Raw genomic sequence first — 15,495 nt, 5'->3', positions numbered from 1 at the left:
GCAAGAGTATCTTCACCAGTAAATGATGTTGAAAGATCCATTTGGTAACCGTAGACAGCTGTAAGAGCTTCGCTAGTGGTGTTACCATCAACAGCACCAATTGCCATATCTACAGAGAAAGATGCAGTTGTTGTTGTTGAGAATGAACCAGCTTCAAAGTCGTTAAGTCTAGCTTCAAGACCATCAACACGACTATTTGTAACTGCAAGTTCTTCTGCAGGTGCGAAATCATTAATTGTGATTTCGTTTGCTGTAGCAGACAAAGGCGCAAGTAAGCCTAATGTCGCAGGAGCTACAAGCAAGCTTTTAAAAAGCTTCATAAATTTCCTCACACGAAAAAAATTGAAAGAGAATCACCAAAAATACAATTTAAAGTGATTAATTAAATTATAGCAAAAATGAAAATGATTTTCATTTTTGTTGTGATATTCATATACCCATTGACGCAATCAACCAATATGGCAAAAAATGAATCGGTATACAAATTAACTATGCGGCATATTTTCGATATAAATTGCTTATGAAACTCAAACTTGCGAATTCAGAGAAAATATAATTTATTAATTTATCTCCATCTTTTTGACATCTCAATTGATGAGGGGGCTCAAAGTTTTATAATATCTTGTATGATCTTCAAAGATTTAGCAATAAGCTGTCTCAAACTCGTTCCACCATCTATAGTTAGTCTAGGCTATAACTTAAGTTTCAAGGTTTTCTTAAAAATAACGCCCAGTGCTTTGGGAGCACTAGGTGGCAGGTTCAAATCATCTTGACCCGACTATGATAATCCATGTCGTAGAAAGGTTTCTCAACATGTCTTTTTTATTGCTTAAATTCTGTCCTCAATGATTGCGGACGAATTGCGGACAAAAGGTGTTTAATTGAAAGGGAAAGTATTTTTTGTGGGAGATATAAAAAGCACTTCAAAAACAATTCCAGTCAAAGCAATAGGCAATACCCAAATAGCGATAAACCTATGATCAAAAAATCTTAAATGGTCTTCTCCTTTAAAAACACCTTTTAAAGAGGTGTACAAAGTTTCTGGTCTTTTATAAGAAGGGCCATTATTAATTGGAGAATATGGTTTTATAAATGCAGAGGAAGCTGCGAATTTTGCGATTTTTCCAATTAAATAAATAGGTAATACCCAAAGGGCTACATATCTTCCACCTAACCACTGTCTCGCATTAGGTAGAGCAAAGTCTTTAATAGATTTATTCTCTGGCATGCCAGATTCCAAATTCTTGTAAATATTTTCTAATGAGGATACTTTTTGTGATTTATTGATCATTTGTTTTTAAGAAAAAATTAACCTTAAAATAAAAATATTCCTAACTACTAAAATAACTAAAACGTAGTTAAGAATATTTTCGTTGGCTAGGTTCATAAAGACGGAATCTATACCGTTGCAGATTTGCCAAATATCTACATATTCTTTATATATAAAAAACTCTTTTTTAAAAAGTAAATAATATACATAATTATGAATAAAATTTAATGACTGAATTTATATAGAAAATTAACTTTGAATTCCTACACTATTAAAAATTATTTAAACCTCATTTTCTAAGATTGCGAAAAAGAAAATGAGGTCAAAGGGAGGTTCTCATTACGAACCGCTTTATCAAAGCTAGCGGTTAGTAGATTGCCCTAATATCTACTTATATATTTATATAATGATCTTTAGGATACAGGAAGATTAATTTTATACAAATAAGTGTTTAATATTTTATGTAATTATTGCTTAGGAAAAACTAATTAATGTACTTACGATAGTTATTGAAAGATAAAAAAATGCATAAAGAGAAACTGCAAAAAACAAAAACTGTTCTATTGGAATCATGACAAGGTATTAATTAAAGGGTAAGAAAAATTTGATTAATTTTTTGTTAAAAAGATATTCTCTAAAATATAACTTTGTTCTATTGATTCATTTTTAAGAGAAATATTTCTTGGCAAATTATTATTCGTAGAATTAAAAGCACCCCATTTTTTTAGCCAAAATAAGGTATAAAAAAATGCTATTAAAAATGGTGCTACAACAATTAAAAATCTAATATCCATCAAAATTTCCTATTAATAAGATTTAAACTGCATTGCCAATATTGCTCCAAGGAAGAAAACCGTTGGAATACCTAGGGCATTAACTGCTGCGGTTCTCACAGTAAATACTGGATAACCCTCTGATGGTCTGCCAGTATCAGGAATTAATGCTGAATCTTCCCATACTTGATAATTTTTAAAAGGAGCTACTCCCTTCTTTGGTAATCCTAGTGGTGTTAATCTAAATACATCCCACCTACCCAACCAAAAGACTGTAAATATCCATGAGAAAATTATTGGTGTAATAACAAGTAAAATCCTGAAATCCATTTCTAAAAAGTAATAATAAAAATTTGATTATTATTTTGTCTTTTTTAGTTAAATAAATGATTTGATCATTAACTTATATTTAAAGAAATACCCTTAATAACATTGTTTCTAATCATTAGTAACATCATGAAATGATTAATTGATTTATTTAAAGTATATTTTTTTGGATCGCGATATTTAGATATTTTTTCTGATGTAGATTTTAGTTAATTAAAAAACAAATATGGAAACCTTTAGATTTTTACTTTTTGGTTTTGCAGGAGTTAGTGTAGTTTTTTGGGTGGCAATAATAGCTTTATGGCATGCATACATGTTTCCAAGATTCTTCAATGAAGATAAAGGTTTAAATTCTTTTATCAATCAAGAAATAAAAGTTGCTACAGATCCAATTCTAGGCAATTTGGTAAAGAGCAATAATTTTAGAAATAGAGATAAATATTCAATGAAAAGTTTTGTTATTGCAGACTTTTCATCTGCAAGTAATAATTTCAAACTAAATAAACTCTACACAACAATAATGATAGGAGTTACTTTTGCAAGTTTTATTTTTCTCACTTATGGATTAAGCAGTTCAATAACAACGGTAAGTTAAATGGAATCTATATATGTAATTGTTTTTATTACTTGCTTTGTTTATTTAATTTTTGACTCATTCAAAAATATAAATATTAAATAGATTGCTAATGTTTTTTGCCAGCTAATAAAATTTTTCTTCTTATATAAAAGAATACTAGTGTAGTAATTATCATTGCAGGTGGATGAAATGATATTGAATTTAGATATTCGAAGTAATCAAATGATTCCAAAATTTTGCTCATAATTCCCCAAAACTATATTCCAAATCTCAAATCTTTATTGATTTAAATAGATCAATATCTTGTATAAAATGCTAGTCAAATTTTTCTTAACTAATATTTTACGGACAAATTTCGGACAAATATTACTTTATTTGTCGCGACAAACTTCGCAGAACCAAGCAAATAATTAGATATAGTTTGAAAACCTAGTGCTGAACTATGGCTATTAAGTGCTTTGGGAGCACTAGGTCGCAGGTTAGAATCTTGCCCCCTACTCAATCAAAATTAATTCATATGAACAAGTTAACCAGACTCGCTTTTTTATTAGAAAAATTTATCCACGCCTAATTTTTACAGATAGTGGACAGATTTATTGAAAATCAATCTTTTGTAAGTATCAATTAGCTTCTTCTTACCCAATCAGGCGACCCACTAAACCAATCAGCAATATCATCATTTTTAGGATCAAAATGACTTTCAACTTCCAAGCCATCAAGTCCAAGTGATTGGATCAGTCCATTAATTCCATCTGAATGTTGTTTTCCATATCTTCTTAAGCTGTTTGCTTTCTTTAACCATGTCCATATAGTTGAATTATGTTTTGCAAACTTTTCCACATAAATCCTTTCCTCCAATGAGACTGGCTCATCTATTGAAATCCTCCTAACGATATCCTTAATTTTTAAACGAGTCTTGTTTGTTAGAAACATATTCATAAAAGAAGTTAATGTTTTATAGAAGTTTTTTTTATGAATGTCTTGTCAATCTTTATTTCAAGAAAAAGTTTGTTTTAGGGTGTTTTCGTACGCAAAAATATTGATTTCAAAATACACAAACGTATTTGGTAATTTCTGCTACTTAAGATGATTTGAATAACTTATATACAATCAAGATCTATATAAGGTTTTCTAACAAATTTAGGTTTTTTTAAAGATTCATGAAAATTAACTTTTCTTGGTTTATTAAGAAGGCCTTACTTAATTACTACTTTGATAAAAAGTAGACAAATTAATTGAAAGTTGATCTAAAGTAAGTGGCAATTAAAATTATTTATTTTCAGGAATTATTTTTTTTAAGATTTCCTATGATTTTTAAAATAAAAAAGATATAGTTAGTTATATTAATTAATTTTCATTACCTCTCTTTTGGATACACATAATAAAGTATATGAATAAAGGATTTGGTAATAATTTTTATAAAAAAAACAATGAGAATTTTTTAGTTAAAGATATTGAGTTATCTTCCCAAACAAAAAAAGCAATAATTTTAGCTAGAGAAGGAAAATTTTTAGAATCTGCAAAGATTTATAATGATTTAATTTACAAAGGGAATTTTAATCATCTTACTTTTCACAGACTCGCAGGTATATATGAAAGACTTGGGAAAAGAAAAGAGGCATTTGAGTGCTTGCAAAAAGCAATTAATGTAAAAAAAAATTATGCTGAAGCTTATTGTGATATTGGCAGATATTTGATTGATTCCAGAGATATAAAAAGCGCTTTAAATTATTTTGCAAAAGCTCTCGAGTACAATCCCAAATTATTAGGAGCCTACATAAATATTGGAACTATTTATCAGAAATTAGGGGATCTTGTGGAGGCAATGAAATATTTCAAAAAGTCATTAGAGATAGATAATAATATACCTATGACTTTTTATAATATTGGAACGATCTATGCACTTGAAAAAAACTTCATTGATGCAGAAAAAAATTATAAAAGTGCTCTAGAATGTAATAAAAACTTTAACCTGGCAAAGATAGGGTTATTAGAAACTTATCTAAATACATTTAATATCAAATCTATTAAGAAGTTAAAAAATTATATTGATAATGCTGGATTGAATGAAGAAGATGAAATATCTAATTTATTAACTTTCTTTTATTTAGATTGTTCTCCCAATAAACAATATAAAAGAGCCTTAAATTTAAGTAAAAGATTGGGAGGAATGTTTAAAAATAACCTTCGATTAAAAAAAAATAAAAAAATCAAAATTGGATATATTTCAGCAAATTTTAATGATCATCCAGTTTCCAAAATTATGGAAACTATATTCATGTATCATGATAAAAAAAAGTTTGAAATACATGCTTACTCATTAAATAATGTAGAAGATAATATTACTAAAAATCTAAAAATTAATTTTAACTCTTTCAGTTGTATTTCATCCTTATCTGTAAAAGAAGCAGTCATTAAAATACGCTCAGAGAATTTAGATATAGCAGTAGATTTAATGGGATATACAAGTAAAAATATGATAAACATATTTAATCAGAGAATTGCTCCAATACAGATTAATTATTTAGGGTTCCCTGGAACAACAGGTATATCAAACATTGACTTTCTTTTAGGTGATGAATTTGTTATTCCAAAAAAATTTCATAAATATTATTCTGAGAAAATTATTCAAATGCCTAATTCATTTATAAATTCCATCAAGTATGATTACCATGCTACAAAAAAAGTTGCGCAGATCAATTCTTTACCTAACGAATCAATAGTTCTCGCAGCTTTTCACAAAACTTCCAAATTATCTGAAGAAGTAGTAGATGCATGGGCAAATATTCTTATAAAATCAGAAAATACATATTTATGGTTAAAAAAACCATTAGATATTGCTAGAGAAAATATATTGTCTTTCTTCGCTACTCGAAAAATTGACAAAGAAAGAATCTTATTTGCAGAAAATGTAAGTTCTTACGAAGAACATGTTTCTAGATATAATTCAGCTGATATCTTTTTAGACACTTTTAATTATAACGGGCATTCCACTTTAGTAGAATGTATTTGGTCAGAGCTTCCTTTCGTAACTCTTGTAGGAAAAAGTTTTTCTTCAAGAGTAGGTGGAAGTATCTTACATTCTCTAGATTTAGATGAACTCATTTGCAAATCAATTGAAGAATATATAGAAAAAGTAGTTTTTTACTCCTCAAACAAACGAAAATTAGAAGTATTAAAAAATAAAATTAATAGTCAGAAAAAATCTGGTGTATTTTTTAATCAAAAAGTTTTTACAAAAAATTTAGAGGAAGTTTATGAAAATATTTTGAGAATGTATAAATAATTTCTAGATTTAATTTAATAGTTAAAAATAACTTACAAGTATTTAAAATATATTCGATTTGAGTATTTTTACTTCACAAATGAATGCAAAAGGATAGTCTTGACAACCACAAAGCACTTTTACTCGGGTAATAATACTCTATGAATTTCTAGTCAAAAGGAGGACAATATTAGGTATAGATCCAGGAGGTATTATGAAACTATTCAATCAATTCAATGTTCTCCAAAGATACTTAACTGCGTTTAACTATGCAGGGCTAAATCTTAATGAGACTCCAAAAGAACTTGAGAAATTTACTCCTGAGTTTCAAAACTTTTGGGAGAAAGAATGTAAAGAACATCCAACAAATCAAAATTGTTTAATTTACTGTGACTGAATTATTAATTTTTGTCTTTATTAAATAAGGAGGTTTTATGAAACTAACTACCCCATTAATTATTTTCAATCGAAATTTCAACGAGATCGATTTAAATAAAGATGTAATTAATAAAAGAAAATTAGCAACTGAAAGATTGCATGAAGACTATAGAAAAATGTATAAAAACTACCAATTTACTTTTTAAAGTTAAATGGAATTTTTTAAGGAGCTTTGGCTTTATCAACCAAGTACGGTTATTGGAGTGGGTATTGCAACATTAGTATTTTTGGGAATTTATATAAAATTACTCGATATATATCAATAGTTTTTTTCATAAAAAGGTGAATAGGTACTTTACCTAAAATTTGACACTCTTTAGAAGAAATTGCTAGATAAGCTTAAGATTTGAGGATTAACAATGAAAAACGACATTTATACAAATATGAAAGAATCAGATGCAGATGCTTTGAAAAGTTTCTTTGAATGTATAACATCCTGTAGTATCAATAGTGAAGGAGTCGACTGCACAACAGCTTGCTATATAAAACATTTAGAACCAAAAAATATTGATTACCCTTTAAATTTTTCATAATCAAAAACAGCTACTTACTTTATCTAACAAAATAAATAATTCCACCAATAAAAGTGCTTCCTACAATTAACAAAACCATAATAATTGCAATTAGTTTTGGTAAACTTCCGATCATTTAACAAGGTATTTGATGAGTAGGTGGTGCATATAATTTTCTTTTCTTTCTCTTTGATCTCTTATAAAAAACAAATAAACCTTAACCGAATAAAGGCTTGAATATACCTTCTATAAAAATTGAAAAGTTAATCATATTCTTTATCTTGATCTAAAAGCTCTCTTACATATATGTCAGCATGCTTATTATCATATGTTTTGCCTCTAATTTCTTTAATGATTTCGTCTAAATATTCCATAGTCTTCATTAATCTAGTGGCACGTTGTTAGAACTATTTAATTCAAAATAGCACTTCTGTGATTGACAGTCGATCTAAACTAAGAGGGATAAAACCTTATTTTTTTATGGCTAAAAAAGAATTAAAAAAAGTTTTTAACTTAAATTCTTATGAATGGTGGAGAAATCATAGAAGAATTGTAACCTTTAATTTATTTCTATTTATTTTTGCTTTTTATTTAGGAACCCCTTTTCATAATGAAACGAAAGTGAAAGATACCTGTGCGAAATTAAATTCAAGTTATCAAATTACAGGCGATGAAGCGATGAAGAAGCTTAATCTTAAGAAAATAAAAAATTATAATAATCGGGAGTTAGCTAATTATTACTGCGAGAGATATTTAGGCATAAAATGAAACGGTTTCTACTCCCACTTGTAGCATCCATCGTTTTACCTACTGCATTAAATGCAAATAGTGAATTTACTAATATAGAGATTAATTTTGATAGAAATCTTTGAATTAACTTATAGCATAAGTTTCAAAATTATTTACTCTTTAAATAAAAGGTCTAATTTTAATGACTATTAATTCGCAGGGTTGGAGCTTAATTTTTAGTATTGGAGCAATGATTTGTCTATTACTTATTTGATGGAAGAAGAAAGAAAAAAGCTAGAAAAGATGTATCAAGAATTAAATACAGAAGAAACTGATATAAGGAAATGGAATCATGCACTTATTTCAAAAACAATATTATTGTTACCACTAATTGCTTTTATTTTGACGTTTCTAAAAATAAATACTAATAAATCATTAATAGATTTATTTGTTTTTTTAGTTTTGGGCTGTTTATTAGTCTTTGGAGGTATCTTATTGAACTATCTTTTATCCAAAGGTGAGTAATGGAGAAATTTATTCTTATAAATATGGACAGGAGCAGAATTAAAGTTTTTGAGCCATTTGAAGATGTATCAAAGCCTAGAACTAGTATTAATGCAATGATGATTTCTTATGGTTGTGTTTATAAGAGATCAAGTAAACCAGTCATGAAAGGTTCGAGAGTAGAGACTATTGAAGAAGCTAGGAAGGAATATAAGCAGTTGTTAGATGAAGGATGGAAGAAAACAAGTATCTTCAAAAACTACTTCGAGGGGCATCTTTGAAAACAAAAGAGGCTTTACTAGAACCCCCTCAAAATAATTGATTTCAGAATAATAGAGATTACTGACAAATTTGTTTTTAAAAAAATTCTCTAGCGTTCCAATACATAAATAATTCACCTCCAAAAAAATATAAGGTATTTATTAATAACTTTTTAAGTTCACTGAAGGGAATAAGAATCAGGAAAAGAGTTTAAACCGTTCATTTATAGATTTTAGAGAGTACTGATTGAGATAACCATAAATAATAGTTATGACACTGTTTTGAAGATAATTTGGAAGCAATATGATGCTTGTTGTAATCCTATCGCCCAGATTTTATTAGAGCTATAGTCTTGGTAATAACAATATCCCCTCAATAAATCAAGCCCTAATATTTCACTTAAAAACCTTTTTTAGTTGCAAATTGCAAATTTAAAACCTCCTAAAACATGAATCGCCAACAAGCAAAATCTTTAAATAATTATTTCTAGCATTTTTAATTTTTAGTAAATAATTAGAATTAATTGAGAGAATAGTTTTTAATTCGATATCCCCATCACTTCCATCTTTAAGAATATTGAAAAAACATTTTCTGCTATTTCCAGAAATAATACCAGGCCAAATCAAAATAACACCTAAAGCAAAACCAAAAAAAATTGTTGGTATTATTCTAAAATAAAGATCTTTATAAAATTTTTTCTTACTCATATCAAAAAATGTTTTGTTGAGTTAATTTTTTACAATATTCACCAATAAACGTAACTTCTACACCTGCGATTGCAGACGCCTCTTTTTGATAGAACTTTGATAACTCTTTATCATTAAAAAAAGCTTTCATCTTTGCACATGCTCTAATATCTGAATCATATTTTGCTGATTCTTTCAAACTGTTTGAAATAGAGAACAAAAAATAACCTGTTATGGCGAGAAGAACAATTGTTAAGTTCTTTTCAAAAAATTTACCCATAATCTTTAACCAAATAAGACTTTTTCTGCAGATCAGATAAACCAAAATAGCGCAAATTAATAAACAAACATAGGCAATTGGTCTACAGAGATAAAAGCTCAACTATTGCAAAATATTATGATGATTTCGTTTGCTAAGAGAGTTTGAAGATGTACAGGTTTAAATGAGACCTTCTATTTAACTATTAGCTTTTATCTTTTTCAAACTACCTAACTAATTTAGTGTATTTTAAATTATAAATATATTTTTCACCATCATCACTATCATCATCATCATGGAAAGAAGAGATTAATACATAAACTCCCCCAAGCCCTAAAAACATTGATAAATAAAGAATTGGATCCAACATTCCTTTATTTTCAACCATTTAAATTTAATTTGAGGAAACTTTTAAATATCTATATTTTCTCTTAATTATTGAATAGCAAAATTTCTAAGATAAAAATTAATAATTATTTTTTTATCTAATAATCTTGTATTTCCTTTTTTATTTCCAAACTTCTTCAGTTTTCCTCCATCCCTGAGAAAGTAATCTTTCATATATTTCTCTTGCTAACTCAATATCTACAGAAACTGTAGTTGTAATTATAGGTGGTTCTTTTCCTAGTACACCAACAATTTTACCAGTCTCTACGAACATATACTCAAATACTCCATCAATACTTTTACCGTTTTTTATAAATCTTTTTACTTCTGTTCTGTTTGAATTAATTAACCAAAAGGATGTAGCCATTGTTTAACCGAATTTTGAAGTAAGAATTTCATAATTGATATGGAGCAGATGTTTCATCTGAATAAGTAATAATTTTTAGTCAAATGTTTTTGAAGAGTTTTTAAGTAACTCTTTTAATTCAAAAAGTTCTTCTTTAGTAAATTCGCGGTACTTACCTGTCGGTAAATCTAGCTTAATATTCATAATTCTTATACGCTTTAATGATTTTACTCTGTAGCCTAAGGTCTCACACATTCTTCTAATCTGTCTATTAAGTCCCTGAGTAAGTATGATTTTAAATTTTTTTAGCCCCAATTGTTCTACAAAACAATTTTTAGTTCTGGTTTCTAATATTTCAACTCCATTACTCATTCTTTGAATAAAGTCTTTATTTATTGGACGATTAACATTTACGATATATTCCTTCTCATGATTATTTCTTGCTCTAAGTATTTTATTTACGATTTCTCCATCATTAGTTAAAAAAATTAATCCTTCGCTCATTTTATCTAATCTTCCTACTGGAAAGATTCTTATAGGATAGTTAATGAATTCAATAATATTGTCAGGTTCTACTTTTATATCAGTAGTACAAACAATTCCTACAGGTTTGTTAAAGATTAAATATATGTTTTTTTGTTTCTTTAATTTCTTTATTCTTTGTCCATCAACTTCCACATAATCTCCTTCCTCTACCTTAGTACCTATTTCTGGAATCTTACCATTAATGGTTACTTTCCCTTCTTCAATTAGTCTATCGGCTACTCTTCTGGAGCAATAACCGACTTCACTTAAATATTTATTTATTCTGGTAGCCATTTGTCAAAGTTACCCTTTATTTATATTAAATATGCGAGCAAAAGATGCTTAATTTAGCGTTGAAGTATTTTTATAAGAAAATATTAAAAGTAATGTCATGATAAACAATTCTTTTATTTCTATTAGATTTCACAAAGGCCTTAAATTTTTACGATTAAATAATAAAGTTTATTAAAGATATTAAAATTTTTGTTATTTTATCCAATTTTAAATTTATTTGTTGGTCCTCAATCCGTATATCTTTGTAGCTCAAACCGTACACATTTATTAGTCGTTTACTAGGTGTATTTAGTTAGAAAATAATAGTAAGTATTATATGTCAAATGCCGTCAACGCCTATCAAATCTTGTAATAAATATGTTTTGAGTTACAGAGATTTATCATGTAATACACATCATGTTGGATTCTATGCTCGAGACGCTTACGAGTGTTTAATGCTAATAAGAGAGTCCAACCCCTACGTCAATGAAAACCCAGGGTCTGTAATCAGAATCCAACAAAAATTTTGAGGTATTTAACTATGAATTTCAAAGTATCACCATTCTTAATCCAAGATAAAAATTATAGAAATCTTGATAATGAAAAAGATTATCCAACTATTGCAGATTTAATGAAAGAACAGAAGAGCTCAAATGATGAAGTTAATACAGTTCATCATAGGAGAGATTTAGATTCTCTTGGTTAGTATTTACAAATATATTGCTAGTTATGAATTTAATAGAAAAACAGTTATATATCCTCATATAAGAGAGACAAGGATTATCTCGGAAAAAAAAATACCCCTACTATAAAATGACTGTAAAACCTTGCAGGATCAAAGCTTAATCCTAGGTTGCAGCAATATCTTTATGAACAGCAAGAAATTCTTGATCTGTTAAAACTGGCGTGACTTCAATTTCTACACCAAAATTATCCACCCAAATATTACTCCATTTCCAAATATTTTGATGATTAGAAGATTCAACAATTGCCCAGCCATTGGCTCCTTCTGGGTTTACCACTCGATTGACAACTTTAAACCCATCAAATTCATCACCCTCGCAACCCCCTTCTACAAAACTAGCGAAAGTTTCTGCACCTTGCATATGACTTTCTTGATCTGGGAATTGCCAGTGAATAATATATGTTTGCATAACTAAAATATTTTCTTTATTATTATTAATCAAATCTAAAAATTAAATAAAAAATCTTTAAATACTAATTTATAAAAACTTACGGCATAAATGCAAAAAAAAAGACTCTTGCGAGCCTAGGTGATGGGGACTCCTATCATGACAAATTAAACAGAAACAAACAACCCCATAAATAGGTAATTTTTATTACTTACAAACACCATATATAGTGCTAGGATTTTAAAGAGCTGGGTGATGGGGATTATCCTGCTTTTAATTGGGGCGAAGCTAACGCCCTTTTTTTATGGAAAAATTTACTTTAATCAATAAAGACTGATCGAGGATTAGAGTATTTGAAACTTTTGAAGATCGAAAGAAATTTCTATTTAATAATAATAAATCACTTTTTTTTATTTCTCATTTGATATTGCAGAAAAGCTTTTAGGTGTTGTACTTCTTTTTCTAAAGTCTCAATTCTTTTTTCTAGTTCTTCATTAGTTGCCATATTTTTGGGAGATAAATTTCTTGATATTTATACTATTAAAAAAGTAACTTGTTACCCATAGCAAATGTCAAATAAGTATTTGAGCCTATTGATTGGCATAATTTCGCTAGATAAATTATGCAGAGTATAAATTCAGGGGAAATTTATGAGTGGAGATTATGAGACACTAGAAATCAATCAACCTAAAATTACATATTTTCAGAAAAGATCCGAAAATAATACAGAGTGGTTAGATGAATTAATCAACCAAATTGAAGATATGAAAAACAATATCTCAAAATCTGCTTAATGACAGAAAAAGAGTTGAAATAATTAGAGAAATTTGCAAAAGAAATGGATACAATCACGAGCTAAAAGATATATATTTAAGGGAAGTTATTGACAAAAATAAAGAATACGAATGAGATCAAATTTTCGACCAAATATTCGACTAGCTACAAACATTCTTTTAGTTATTGGTACTTTTGCTATTGCTTTAAAGATTGCTCCAATAGCAGAGGTATATCAGGAAAAAAATTTATGTATTAAATATTTAAAACATCAAATAAATCGAGACAAACTTATCAGAAGACTAAAAATAGTTAAACAAGCAAATCCATCTAGTATTTGTGACTCTATCCTTAAAAGTTAAAAATGAATATTAAGTCATTTACCCCATTAATTGCAGTCTTTGGTACTTCATTTCTAATAACCATCTCATTACTTAAAAGTTTCCAAATTTATATGGGGATATCAATTTGTCTTTTAGCGATGCTCAAGCTTATGGATGTTGAAGCTTTTGGAACAAGTTATAAGAAATATGATTTAATATCTTCTAAATTTGATGGCTGGATATATATTTATCCTTTTTGCGAATTATTAATTGGGATAAGTTTTCTTAATTCTTATCCACCCTCTTTAATTATTTTTATTGCTCTAATTTTAGGAATTTCTGGAATGATTTCAGTATTTAAGGCTGTTTATTTGGATAAACTAAAATTAAATTGTGCATGTATTGGTGGATATGCAAAAACTCCTTTGGGAATTATTAGTTTTATCGAAAATCTTTTAATGGCAATTATGAGTGTCATAATTTTAATTAATTAGCGATTTAATAAATTTTCATTTATTTTAAATTTAATCATAGTAATTAGTATGGTACTAAAAAAAATATATATGAAAAGAGGATTTTTAAATTATCTAATTTTTTCTGGAATTCTTTTTACAAATATAATTAATCCAAATAAGAGTATTGCTTTAACTAAAGAAAATATAGATATCCTAAAAGTTATTTCTTACAGATCAGCATCATGTGGTTGTTGCAAAAAATGGATTAATCATTTAAGAGATAATGGATTAGAAGTTGTTGATAAAATAGTTGAGGATGTTTCAGTAATTAAAAACCAATATCAAATTCCCAATAATCTGAGATCATGTCATTCTGCTCAAATAGCTAACTATACGATTGAAGGACATGTCCCGATTGAATCAATCAACAAACTTTTTAGAGAAACACCAAATATCAATGGTATAGCAGTTCCTGGCATGCCACTTGGCTCTCCAGGGATGGAAATGCATTCTCACGAATCGCACTCTCACGATTATAAGAACTACAAAGTAGTTTCATTTAGTAAAACTGGCAAAACAAAAATATTTGATAAAATCTCCCCTTAAGACAAATGCTTATTTAAAATTTATGTATATTTTTGTTAGAAATTTTAAATTTTTTATTTTTTTATTTTCCTTATCTCTAAATTTCAATAGTTATTCGCATGCACATATGAGGGGTACATTTCTTTCTGAAGAGGAAGCCGAAAATAGATCTTTAGAACTTGGTTGCGAAGGAATACATAAGAATAAAGATAAATGGATGCCATGCAAAAACGAAAAAGAATTACATATCTATTTGAGGAAATAGATGAAAAAATTAAAACCAAATCAAAGAAAAATTCACAGAAAAATAACTGCAATTTCTGCTATCCCTTTACTAATTACTATTGTATCTGGGACTATTTATAGTATTCTTCAACCACTAGGAATAAATGCTTTTTGGTTAATAAAATGGCATACAGGTAATTTTGGCATTATTAATTTGCAACCTTTTTACTCGATATTTCTTGGTATAGCTTCAATAATCTCAATAATATCTGGCGTTAAACTATTACAAAAAAAATCTTAGATATATTCTCAGCCAAGCCAAAATCTTACTAATTAATACTATTTGCTCCCCCACTTACTAAGAAAATTATCGCTCCTAGTGCCATTGTTGCTACACCCATATAAGGGTACTTCTTAATTCTTGATTTAGTAATTGGAAGCCATGAAAGATATCTATCAGATTTATTTAATTCAACTTTTTTTTGTCTAGGTGGCAATCCTAATTCTTCTCTTCTTTTAGCTTCGCCCATAATCTTAAATTTGTTAATGTATCAATATTAAAAATAATGTTCTACACCTGCGAGTTATCTTTATTAAAAACAGAGGTCTTTTTTAGATAAAAATTTATTTAAAATTTATTTAGCCTTCTTTAAATATAGATTCTTTGTATTTGCCTGATCTGATGTAAATAACAAAATTAATATAGTTCCAACTAGAAATGAAAAAATCATTGTTAAACCAACAACTTCAACCATCTCACTAGGCAGATAATTTAGAAACATAATCAATAGTTCTCTTATTTTAAATTTAGCAATTTTAATTTTTATGTAAAGTAAGTATTCCTCCTTAAATTTCGAAAAGAACTAAT

The 15,495-nt window shown here is 27.9% G+C and carries 28 protein-coding genes and 1 pseudogene; 15 read left to right on the top strand and 14 right to left on the bottom strand.

Annotation, left to right across the window (positions count from 1 at the left end; translation table 11 throughout):
* The 4 genes and pseudogenes from EU91_RS0108780 to psbF all read right to left on the bottom strand — a co-directional run.
* Nucleotides 1-320, bottom strand: a pseudogene (locus EU91_RS0108780) (porin); the annotation flags it as partial.
* Between the two features lie 557 nt (nucleotides 321-877).
* Nucleotides 878-1,291, bottom strand: a complete 414-nt coding sequence (locus tag EU91_RS02330; protein WP_032524816.1) for a hypothetical protein — start codon at nucleotides 1,289-1,291, stop codon at nucleotides 878-880.
* Nucleotides 1,292-1,878: 587 nt separating this feature from the next.
* Nucleotides 1,879-2,064, bottom strand: coding sequence for a hypothetical protein (locus EU91_RS02335; RefSeq protein WP_032524815.1), 186 nt, complete (start codon nucleotides 2,062-2,064; stop codon nucleotides 1,879-1,881).
* A 12-nt stretch (nucleotides 2,065-2,076) separates the two neighbouring features.
* Nucleotides 2,077-2,373, bottom strand: a complete 297-nt coding sequence (gene psbF, locus EU91_RS02340; protein ID WP_032524814.1) for a cytochrome b559 subunit beta, long form — start codon at nucleotides 2,371-2,373, stop codon at nucleotides 2,077-2,079.
* Between the two features lie 223 nt (nucleotides 2,374-2,596).
* Here psbF and EU91_RS02345 point away from each other — a divergent pair, with 223 nt between their 5' ends.
* Entirely contained in the window at nucleotides 2,597-2,965 is a 369-nt protein-coding gene (locus EU91_RS02345; RefSeq protein ID WP_032524813.1) for a hypothetical protein, read from the top strand.
* Nucleotides 2,966-3,053: 88 nt separating this feature from the next.
* On the opposite strand, the gene EU91_RS09480 is transcribed toward EU91_RS02345, so the two are convergent.
* Both EU91_RS09480 and EU91_RS02350 read right to left on the bottom strand, forming a co-directional pair.
* A complete protein-coding gene (locus tag EU91_RS09480; RefSeq protein WP_193741630.1) occupies nucleotides 3,054-3,191 on the bottom strand; it encodes a hypothetical protein in 138 nt (45 codons plus the stop codon).
* A 380-nt stretch (nucleotides 3,192-3,571) separates the two neighbouring features.
* Nucleotides 3,572-3,880, bottom strand: a complete 309-nt coding sequence (locus EU91_RS02350) for a hypothetical protein (protein ID WP_032524812.1) — start codon at nucleotides 3,878-3,880, stop codon at nucleotides 3,572-3,574.
* A 457-nt stretch (nucleotides 3,881-4,337) separates the two neighbouring features.
* Here EU91_RS02350 and EU91_RS02355 point away from each other — a divergent pair, with 457 nt between their 5' ends.
* The 7 genes from EU91_RS02355 (at nucleotide 4,338) to EU91_RS02375 (ending at nucleotide 8,676) form a co-directional block, all read left to right on the top strand.
* A complete protein-coding gene (locus tag EU91_RS02355; RefSeq protein WP_032524811.1) occupies nucleotides 4,338-6,233 on the top strand; it encodes a tetratricopeptide repeat protein in 1,896 nt (631 codons plus the stop codon).
* Nucleotides 6,234-6,426: 193 nt separating this feature from the next.
* Complete coding sequence (locus EU91_RS02360) at nucleotides 6,427-6,609, top strand: hypothetical protein (protein WP_032524810.1); 183 nt, start codon at nucleotides 6,427-6,429, stop codon at nucleotides 6,607-6,609.
* Between the two features lie 37 nt (nucleotides 6,610-6,646).
* Nucleotides 6,647-6,796, top strand: a complete 150-nt coding sequence (locus EU91_RS09475) for a hypothetical protein (RefSeq protein ID WP_193741629.1) — start codon at nucleotides 6,647-6,649, stop codon at nucleotides 6,794-6,796.
* 213 nt (nucleotides 6,797-7,009) lie between these two features.
* On the top strand, nucleotides 7,010-7,183 hold the full coding sequence (locus EU91_RS09470) for a hypothetical protein (protein WP_193741628.1): 174 nt from the start codon (nucleotides 7,010-7,012) through the stop codon (nucleotides 7,181-7,183).
* A 459-nt stretch (nucleotides 7,184-7,642) separates the two neighbouring features.
* On the top strand, nucleotides 7,643-7,930 hold the full coding sequence (locus tag EU91_RS02365; protein WP_032524809.1) for a hypothetical protein: 288 nt from the start codon (nucleotides 7,643-7,645) through the stop codon (nucleotides 7,928-7,930).
* 216 nt (nucleotides 7,931-8,146) lie between these two features.
* Complete coding sequence (locus EU91_RS02370) at nucleotides 8,147-8,416, top strand: hypothetical protein (RefSeq protein WP_082303037.1); 270 nt, start codon at nucleotides 8,147-8,149, stop codon at nucleotides 8,414-8,416.
* Complete coding sequence (locus tag EU91_RS02375) at nucleotides 8,416-8,676, top strand: DUF1651 domain-containing protein (protein WP_032524807.1); 261 nt, start codon at nucleotides 8,416-8,418, stop codon at nucleotides 8,674-8,676. The genes EU91_RS02370 and EU91_RS02375 overlap by 1 nt, the downstream gene beginning before the upstream one ends.
* A 411-nt stretch (nucleotides 8,677-9,087) precedes the next feature.
* Here EU91_RS02375 and EU91_RS02380 read toward each other — a convergent pair whose 3' ends face one another.
* From EU91_RS02380 to EU91_RS02395, 5 genes are all read right to left on the bottom strand, one after another.
* Entirely contained in the window at nucleotides 9,088-9,363 is a 276-nt protein-coding gene (locus EU91_RS02380; protein ID WP_032524806.1) for a hypothetical protein, read from the bottom strand.
* Between the two features lies 1 nt (nucleotide 9,364).
* Nucleotides 9,365-9,622 carry a hypothetical protein gene (locus tag EU91_RS02385; RefSeq protein ID WP_032524805.1) on the bottom strand — a complete coding sequence of 86 codons (258 nt, stop codon included), beginning with the start codon at nucleotides 9,620-9,622 and terminating at the stop codon, nucleotides 9,365-9,367.
* Nucleotides 9,623-9,827: 205 nt separating this feature from the next.
* The gene (locus EU91_RS09465; protein WP_193741632.1) at nucleotides 9,828-9,989 is read right to left on the bottom strand and encodes a hypothetical protein; all 162 of its coding nucleotides are present in this window, start codon (nucleotides 9,987-9,989) and stop codon (nucleotides 9,828-9,830) included.
* Nucleotides 9,990-10,109: 120 nt separating this feature from the next.
* On the bottom strand, nucleotides 10,110-10,355 hold the full coding sequence (locus tag EU91_RS02390) for a DUF1651 domain-containing protein (protein WP_032524804.1): 246 nt from the start codon (nucleotides 10,353-10,355) through the stop codon (nucleotides 10,110-10,112).
* A 75-nt stretch (nucleotides 10,356-10,430) separates the two neighbouring features.
* Complete coding sequence (locus EU91_RS02395) at nucleotides 10,431-11,153, bottom strand: pseudouridine synthase (protein ID WP_032524803.1); 723 nt, start codon at nucleotides 11,151-11,153, stop codon at nucleotides 10,431-10,433.
* Nucleotides 11,154-11,673: 520 nt separating this feature from the next.
* Between EU91_RS02395 and EU91_RS09460 the strand changes: the two genes are divergently transcribed.
* Nucleotides 11,674-11,838, top strand: coding sequence for a hypothetical protein (locus tag EU91_RS09460; RefSeq protein WP_193741627.1), 165 nt, complete (start codon nucleotides 11,674-11,676; stop codon nucleotides 11,836-11,838).
* 142 nt (nucleotides 11,839-11,980) lie between these two features.
* On the opposite strand, the gene EU91_RS02400 is transcribed toward EU91_RS09460, so the two are convergent.
* Nucleotides 11,981-12,286, bottom strand: a complete 306-nt coding sequence (locus EU91_RS02400; RefSeq protein ID WP_032524834.1) for a DUF3303 domain-containing protein — start codon at nucleotides 12,284-12,286, stop codon at nucleotides 11,981-11,983.
* A gap of 629 nt (nucleotides 12,287-12,915) precedes the next feature.
* Between EU91_RS02400 and EU91_RS09455 the strand changes: the two genes are divergently transcribed.
* The 6 genes from EU91_RS09455 to EU91_RS02420 all read left to right on the top strand — a co-directional run bounded on the left by EU91_RS09455 (nucleotide 12,916) and on the right by EU91_RS02420 (nucleotide 14,928).
* The gene (locus EU91_RS09455) at nucleotides 12,916-13,059 is read left to right on the top strand and encodes a hypothetical protein (RefSeq protein WP_011818700.1); all 144 of its coding nucleotides are present in this window, start codon (nucleotides 12,916-12,918) and stop codon (nucleotides 13,057-13,059) included.
* Between the two features lie 111 nt (nucleotides 13,060-13,170).
* Nucleotides 13,171-13,401 carry a hypothetical protein gene (locus EU91_RS02405; protein WP_032524802.1) on the top strand — a complete coding sequence of 77 codons (231 nt, stop codon included), beginning with the start codon at nucleotides 13,171-13,173 and terminating at the stop codon, nucleotides 13,399-13,401.
* A gap of 2 nt (nucleotides 13,402-13,403) precedes the next feature.
* Nucleotides 13,404-13,856: a MauE/DoxX family redox-associated membrane protein gene (locus tag EU91_RS02410; protein ID WP_032524801.1), complete on the top strand. Its 453-nt coding sequence runs from the start codon at nucleotides 13,404-13,406 to the stop codon at nucleotides 13,854-13,856.
* 69 nt (nucleotides 13,857-13,925) lie between these two features.
* On the top strand, nucleotides 13,926-14,423 hold the full coding sequence (locus EU91_RS02415) for a DUF411 domain-containing protein (protein WP_241433945.1): 498 nt from the start codon (nucleotides 13,926-13,928) through the stop codon (nucleotides 14,421-14,423).
* Nucleotides 14,424-14,529: 106 nt separating this feature from the next.
* The gene (locus tag EU91_RS0108775) at nucleotides 14,530-14,667 is read left to right on the top strand and encodes a DUF3721 domain-containing protein (protein WP_032524833.1); all 138 of its coding nucleotides are present in this window, start codon (nucleotides 14,530-14,532) and stop codon (nucleotides 14,665-14,667) included.
* Nucleotides 14,668-14,928 (top strand): hypothetical protein, encoded by a 261-nt coding sequence (locus EU91_RS02420; RefSeq protein ID WP_032524799.1) that lies wholly within the window; start codon nucleotides 14,668-14,670, stop codon nucleotides 14,926-14,928.
* A 28-nt stretch (nucleotides 14,929-14,956) separates the two neighbouring features.
* On the opposite strand, the gene EU91_RS02425 is transcribed toward EU91_RS02420, so the two are convergent.
* Both EU91_RS02425 and EU91_RS09450 read right to left on the bottom strand, forming a co-directional pair.
* On the bottom strand, nucleotides 14,957-15,157 hold the full coding sequence (locus EU91_RS02425; RefSeq protein WP_025944779.1) for a DUF2839 family protein: 201 nt from the start codon (nucleotides 15,155-15,157) through the stop codon (nucleotides 14,957-14,959).
* Between the two features lie 105 nt (nucleotides 15,158-15,262).
* Nucleotides 15,263-15,409 (bottom strand): hypothetical protein, encoded by a 147-nt coding sequence (locus EU91_RS09450; RefSeq protein ID WP_187146050.1) that lies wholly within the window; start codon nucleotides 15,407-15,409, stop codon nucleotides 15,263-15,265.
* Nucleotides 15,410-15,495 lie beyond the last annotated feature (86 nt).

The sequence above is a fragment of the Prochlorococcus marinus str. GP2 genome (assembly GCF_000759885.1).
In the GTDB taxonomy this organism is placed as follows: Bacteria; Cyanobacteriota; Cyanobacteriia; order PCC-6307; family Cyanobiaceae; genus Prochlorococcus_A; species Prochlorococcus_A marinus_J.
The sequence above is the reverse complement of the archived record's forward strand: the minus strand, read 5'-3'. Positions and strand labels throughout refer to the sequence as shown.

Bases quoted from the DNA above. Each gene is read 5' to 3' on its own strand.
- EU91_RS02390 (WP_032524804.1), bottom strand. From the start codon at position 10,355: ATGGCTACATCCTTTTGGTTAATTAATTCAAACAGAACAGAAGTAAAA.
- EU91_RS02395 (WP_032524803.1), bottom strand. From the start codon at position 11,153: ATGGCTACCAGAATAAATAAATATTTAAGTGAAGTCGGTTATTGCTCC.
- EU91_RS02355 (WP_032524811.1), top strand. From the start codon at position 4,338: ATGAATAAAGGATTTGGTAATAATTTTTATAAAAAAAACAATGAGAAT.
- EU91_RS0108775 (WP_032524833.1), top strand. From the start codon at position 14,530: ATGAGGGGTACATTTCTTTCTGAAGAGGAAGCCGAAAATAGATCTTTA.
- EU91_RS02345 (WP_032524813.1), top strand. From the start codon at position 2,597: ATGGAAACCTTTAGATTTTTACTTTTTGGTTTTGCAGGAGTTAGTGTA.
- EU91_RS02405 (WP_032524802.1), top strand. From the start codon at position 13,171: ATGAGATCAAATTTTCGACCAAATATTCGACTAGCTACAAACATTCTT.
- psbF (WP_032524814.1), bottom strand. From the start codon at position 2,373: ATGGATTTCAGGATTTTACTTGTTATTACACCAATAATTTTCTCATGG.
- EU91_RS09450 (WP_187146050.1), bottom strand. From the start codon at position 15,409: ATGTTTCTAAATTATCTGCCTAGTGAGATGGTTGAAGTTGTTGGTTTA.
- EU91_RS02360 (WP_032524810.1), top strand. From the start codon at position 6,427: ATGAAACTATTCAATCAATTCAATGTTCTCCAAAGATACTTAACTGCG.
- EU91_RS02330 (WP_032524816.1), bottom strand. From the start codon at position 1,291: ATGATCAATAAATCACAAAAAGTATCCTCATTAGAAAATATTTACAAG.
- EU91_RS02400 (WP_032524834.1), bottom strand. From the start codon at position 12,286: ATGCAAACATATATTATTCACTGGCAATTCCCAGATCAAGAAAGTCAT.
- EU91_RS02380 (WP_032524806.1), bottom strand. From the start codon at position 9,363: ATGAGTAAGAAAAAATTTTATAAAGATCTTTATTTTAGAATAATACCA.
- EU91_RS02335 (WP_032524815.1), bottom strand. From the start codon at position 2,064: ATGGATATTAGATTTTTAATTGTTGTAGCACCATTTTTAATAGCATTT.
- EU91_RS09475 (WP_193741629.1), top strand. From the start codon at position 6,647: ATGAAACTAACTACCCCATTAATTATTTTCAATCGAAATTTCAACGAG.
- EU91_RS02350 (WP_032524812.1), bottom strand. From the start codon at position 3,880: ATGTTTCTAACAAACAAGACTCGTTTAAAAATTAAGGATATCGTTAGG.
- EU91_RS09460 (WP_193741627.1), top strand. From the start codon at position 11,674: ATGAATTTCAAAGTATCACCATTCTTAATCCAAGATAAAAATTATAGA.
- EU91_RS09480 (WP_193741630.1), bottom strand. From the start codon at position 3,191: ATGAGCAAAATTTTGGAATCATTTGATTACTTCGAATATCTAAATTCA.
- EU91_RS02425 (WP_025944779.1), bottom strand. From the start codon at position 15,157: ATGGGCGAAGCTAAAAGAAGAGAAGAATTAGGATTGCCACCTAGACAA.
- EU91_RS02415 (WP_241433945.1), top strand. From the start codon at position 13,926: ATGAAAAGAGGATTTTTAAATTATCTAATTTTTTCTGGAATTCTTTTT.
- EU91_RS09465 (WP_193741632.1), bottom strand. From the start codon at position 9,989: ATGGTTGAAAATAAAGGAATGTTGGATCCAATTCTTTATTTATCAATG.
- EU91_RS09470 (WP_193741628.1), top strand. From the start codon at position 7,010: ATGAAAAACGACATTTATACAAATATGAAAGAATCAGATGCAGATGCT.
- EU91_RS09455 (WP_011818700.1), top strand. From the start codon at position 12,916: ATGAGTGGAGATTATGAGACACTAGAAATCAATCAACCTAAAATTACA.
- EU91_RS02365 (WP_032524809.1), top strand. From the start codon at position 7,643: ATGGCTAAAAAAGAATTAAAAAAAGTTTTTAACTTAAATTCTTATGAA.
- EU91_RS02410 (WP_032524801.1), top strand. From the start codon at position 13,404: ATGAATATTAAGTCATTTACCCCATTAATTGCAGTCTTTGGTACTTCA.
- EU91_RS02375 (WP_032524807.1), top strand. From the start codon at position 8,416: ATGGAGAAATTTATTCTTATAAATATGGACAGGAGCAGAATTAAAGTT.
- EU91_RS02385 (WP_032524805.1), bottom strand. From the start codon at position 9,622: ATGGGTAAATTTTTTGAAAAGAACTTAACAATTGTTCTTCTCGCCATA.
- EU91_RS02420 (WP_032524799.1), top strand. From the start codon at position 14,668: ATGAAAAAATTAAAACCAAATCAAAGAAAAATTCACAGAAAAATAACT.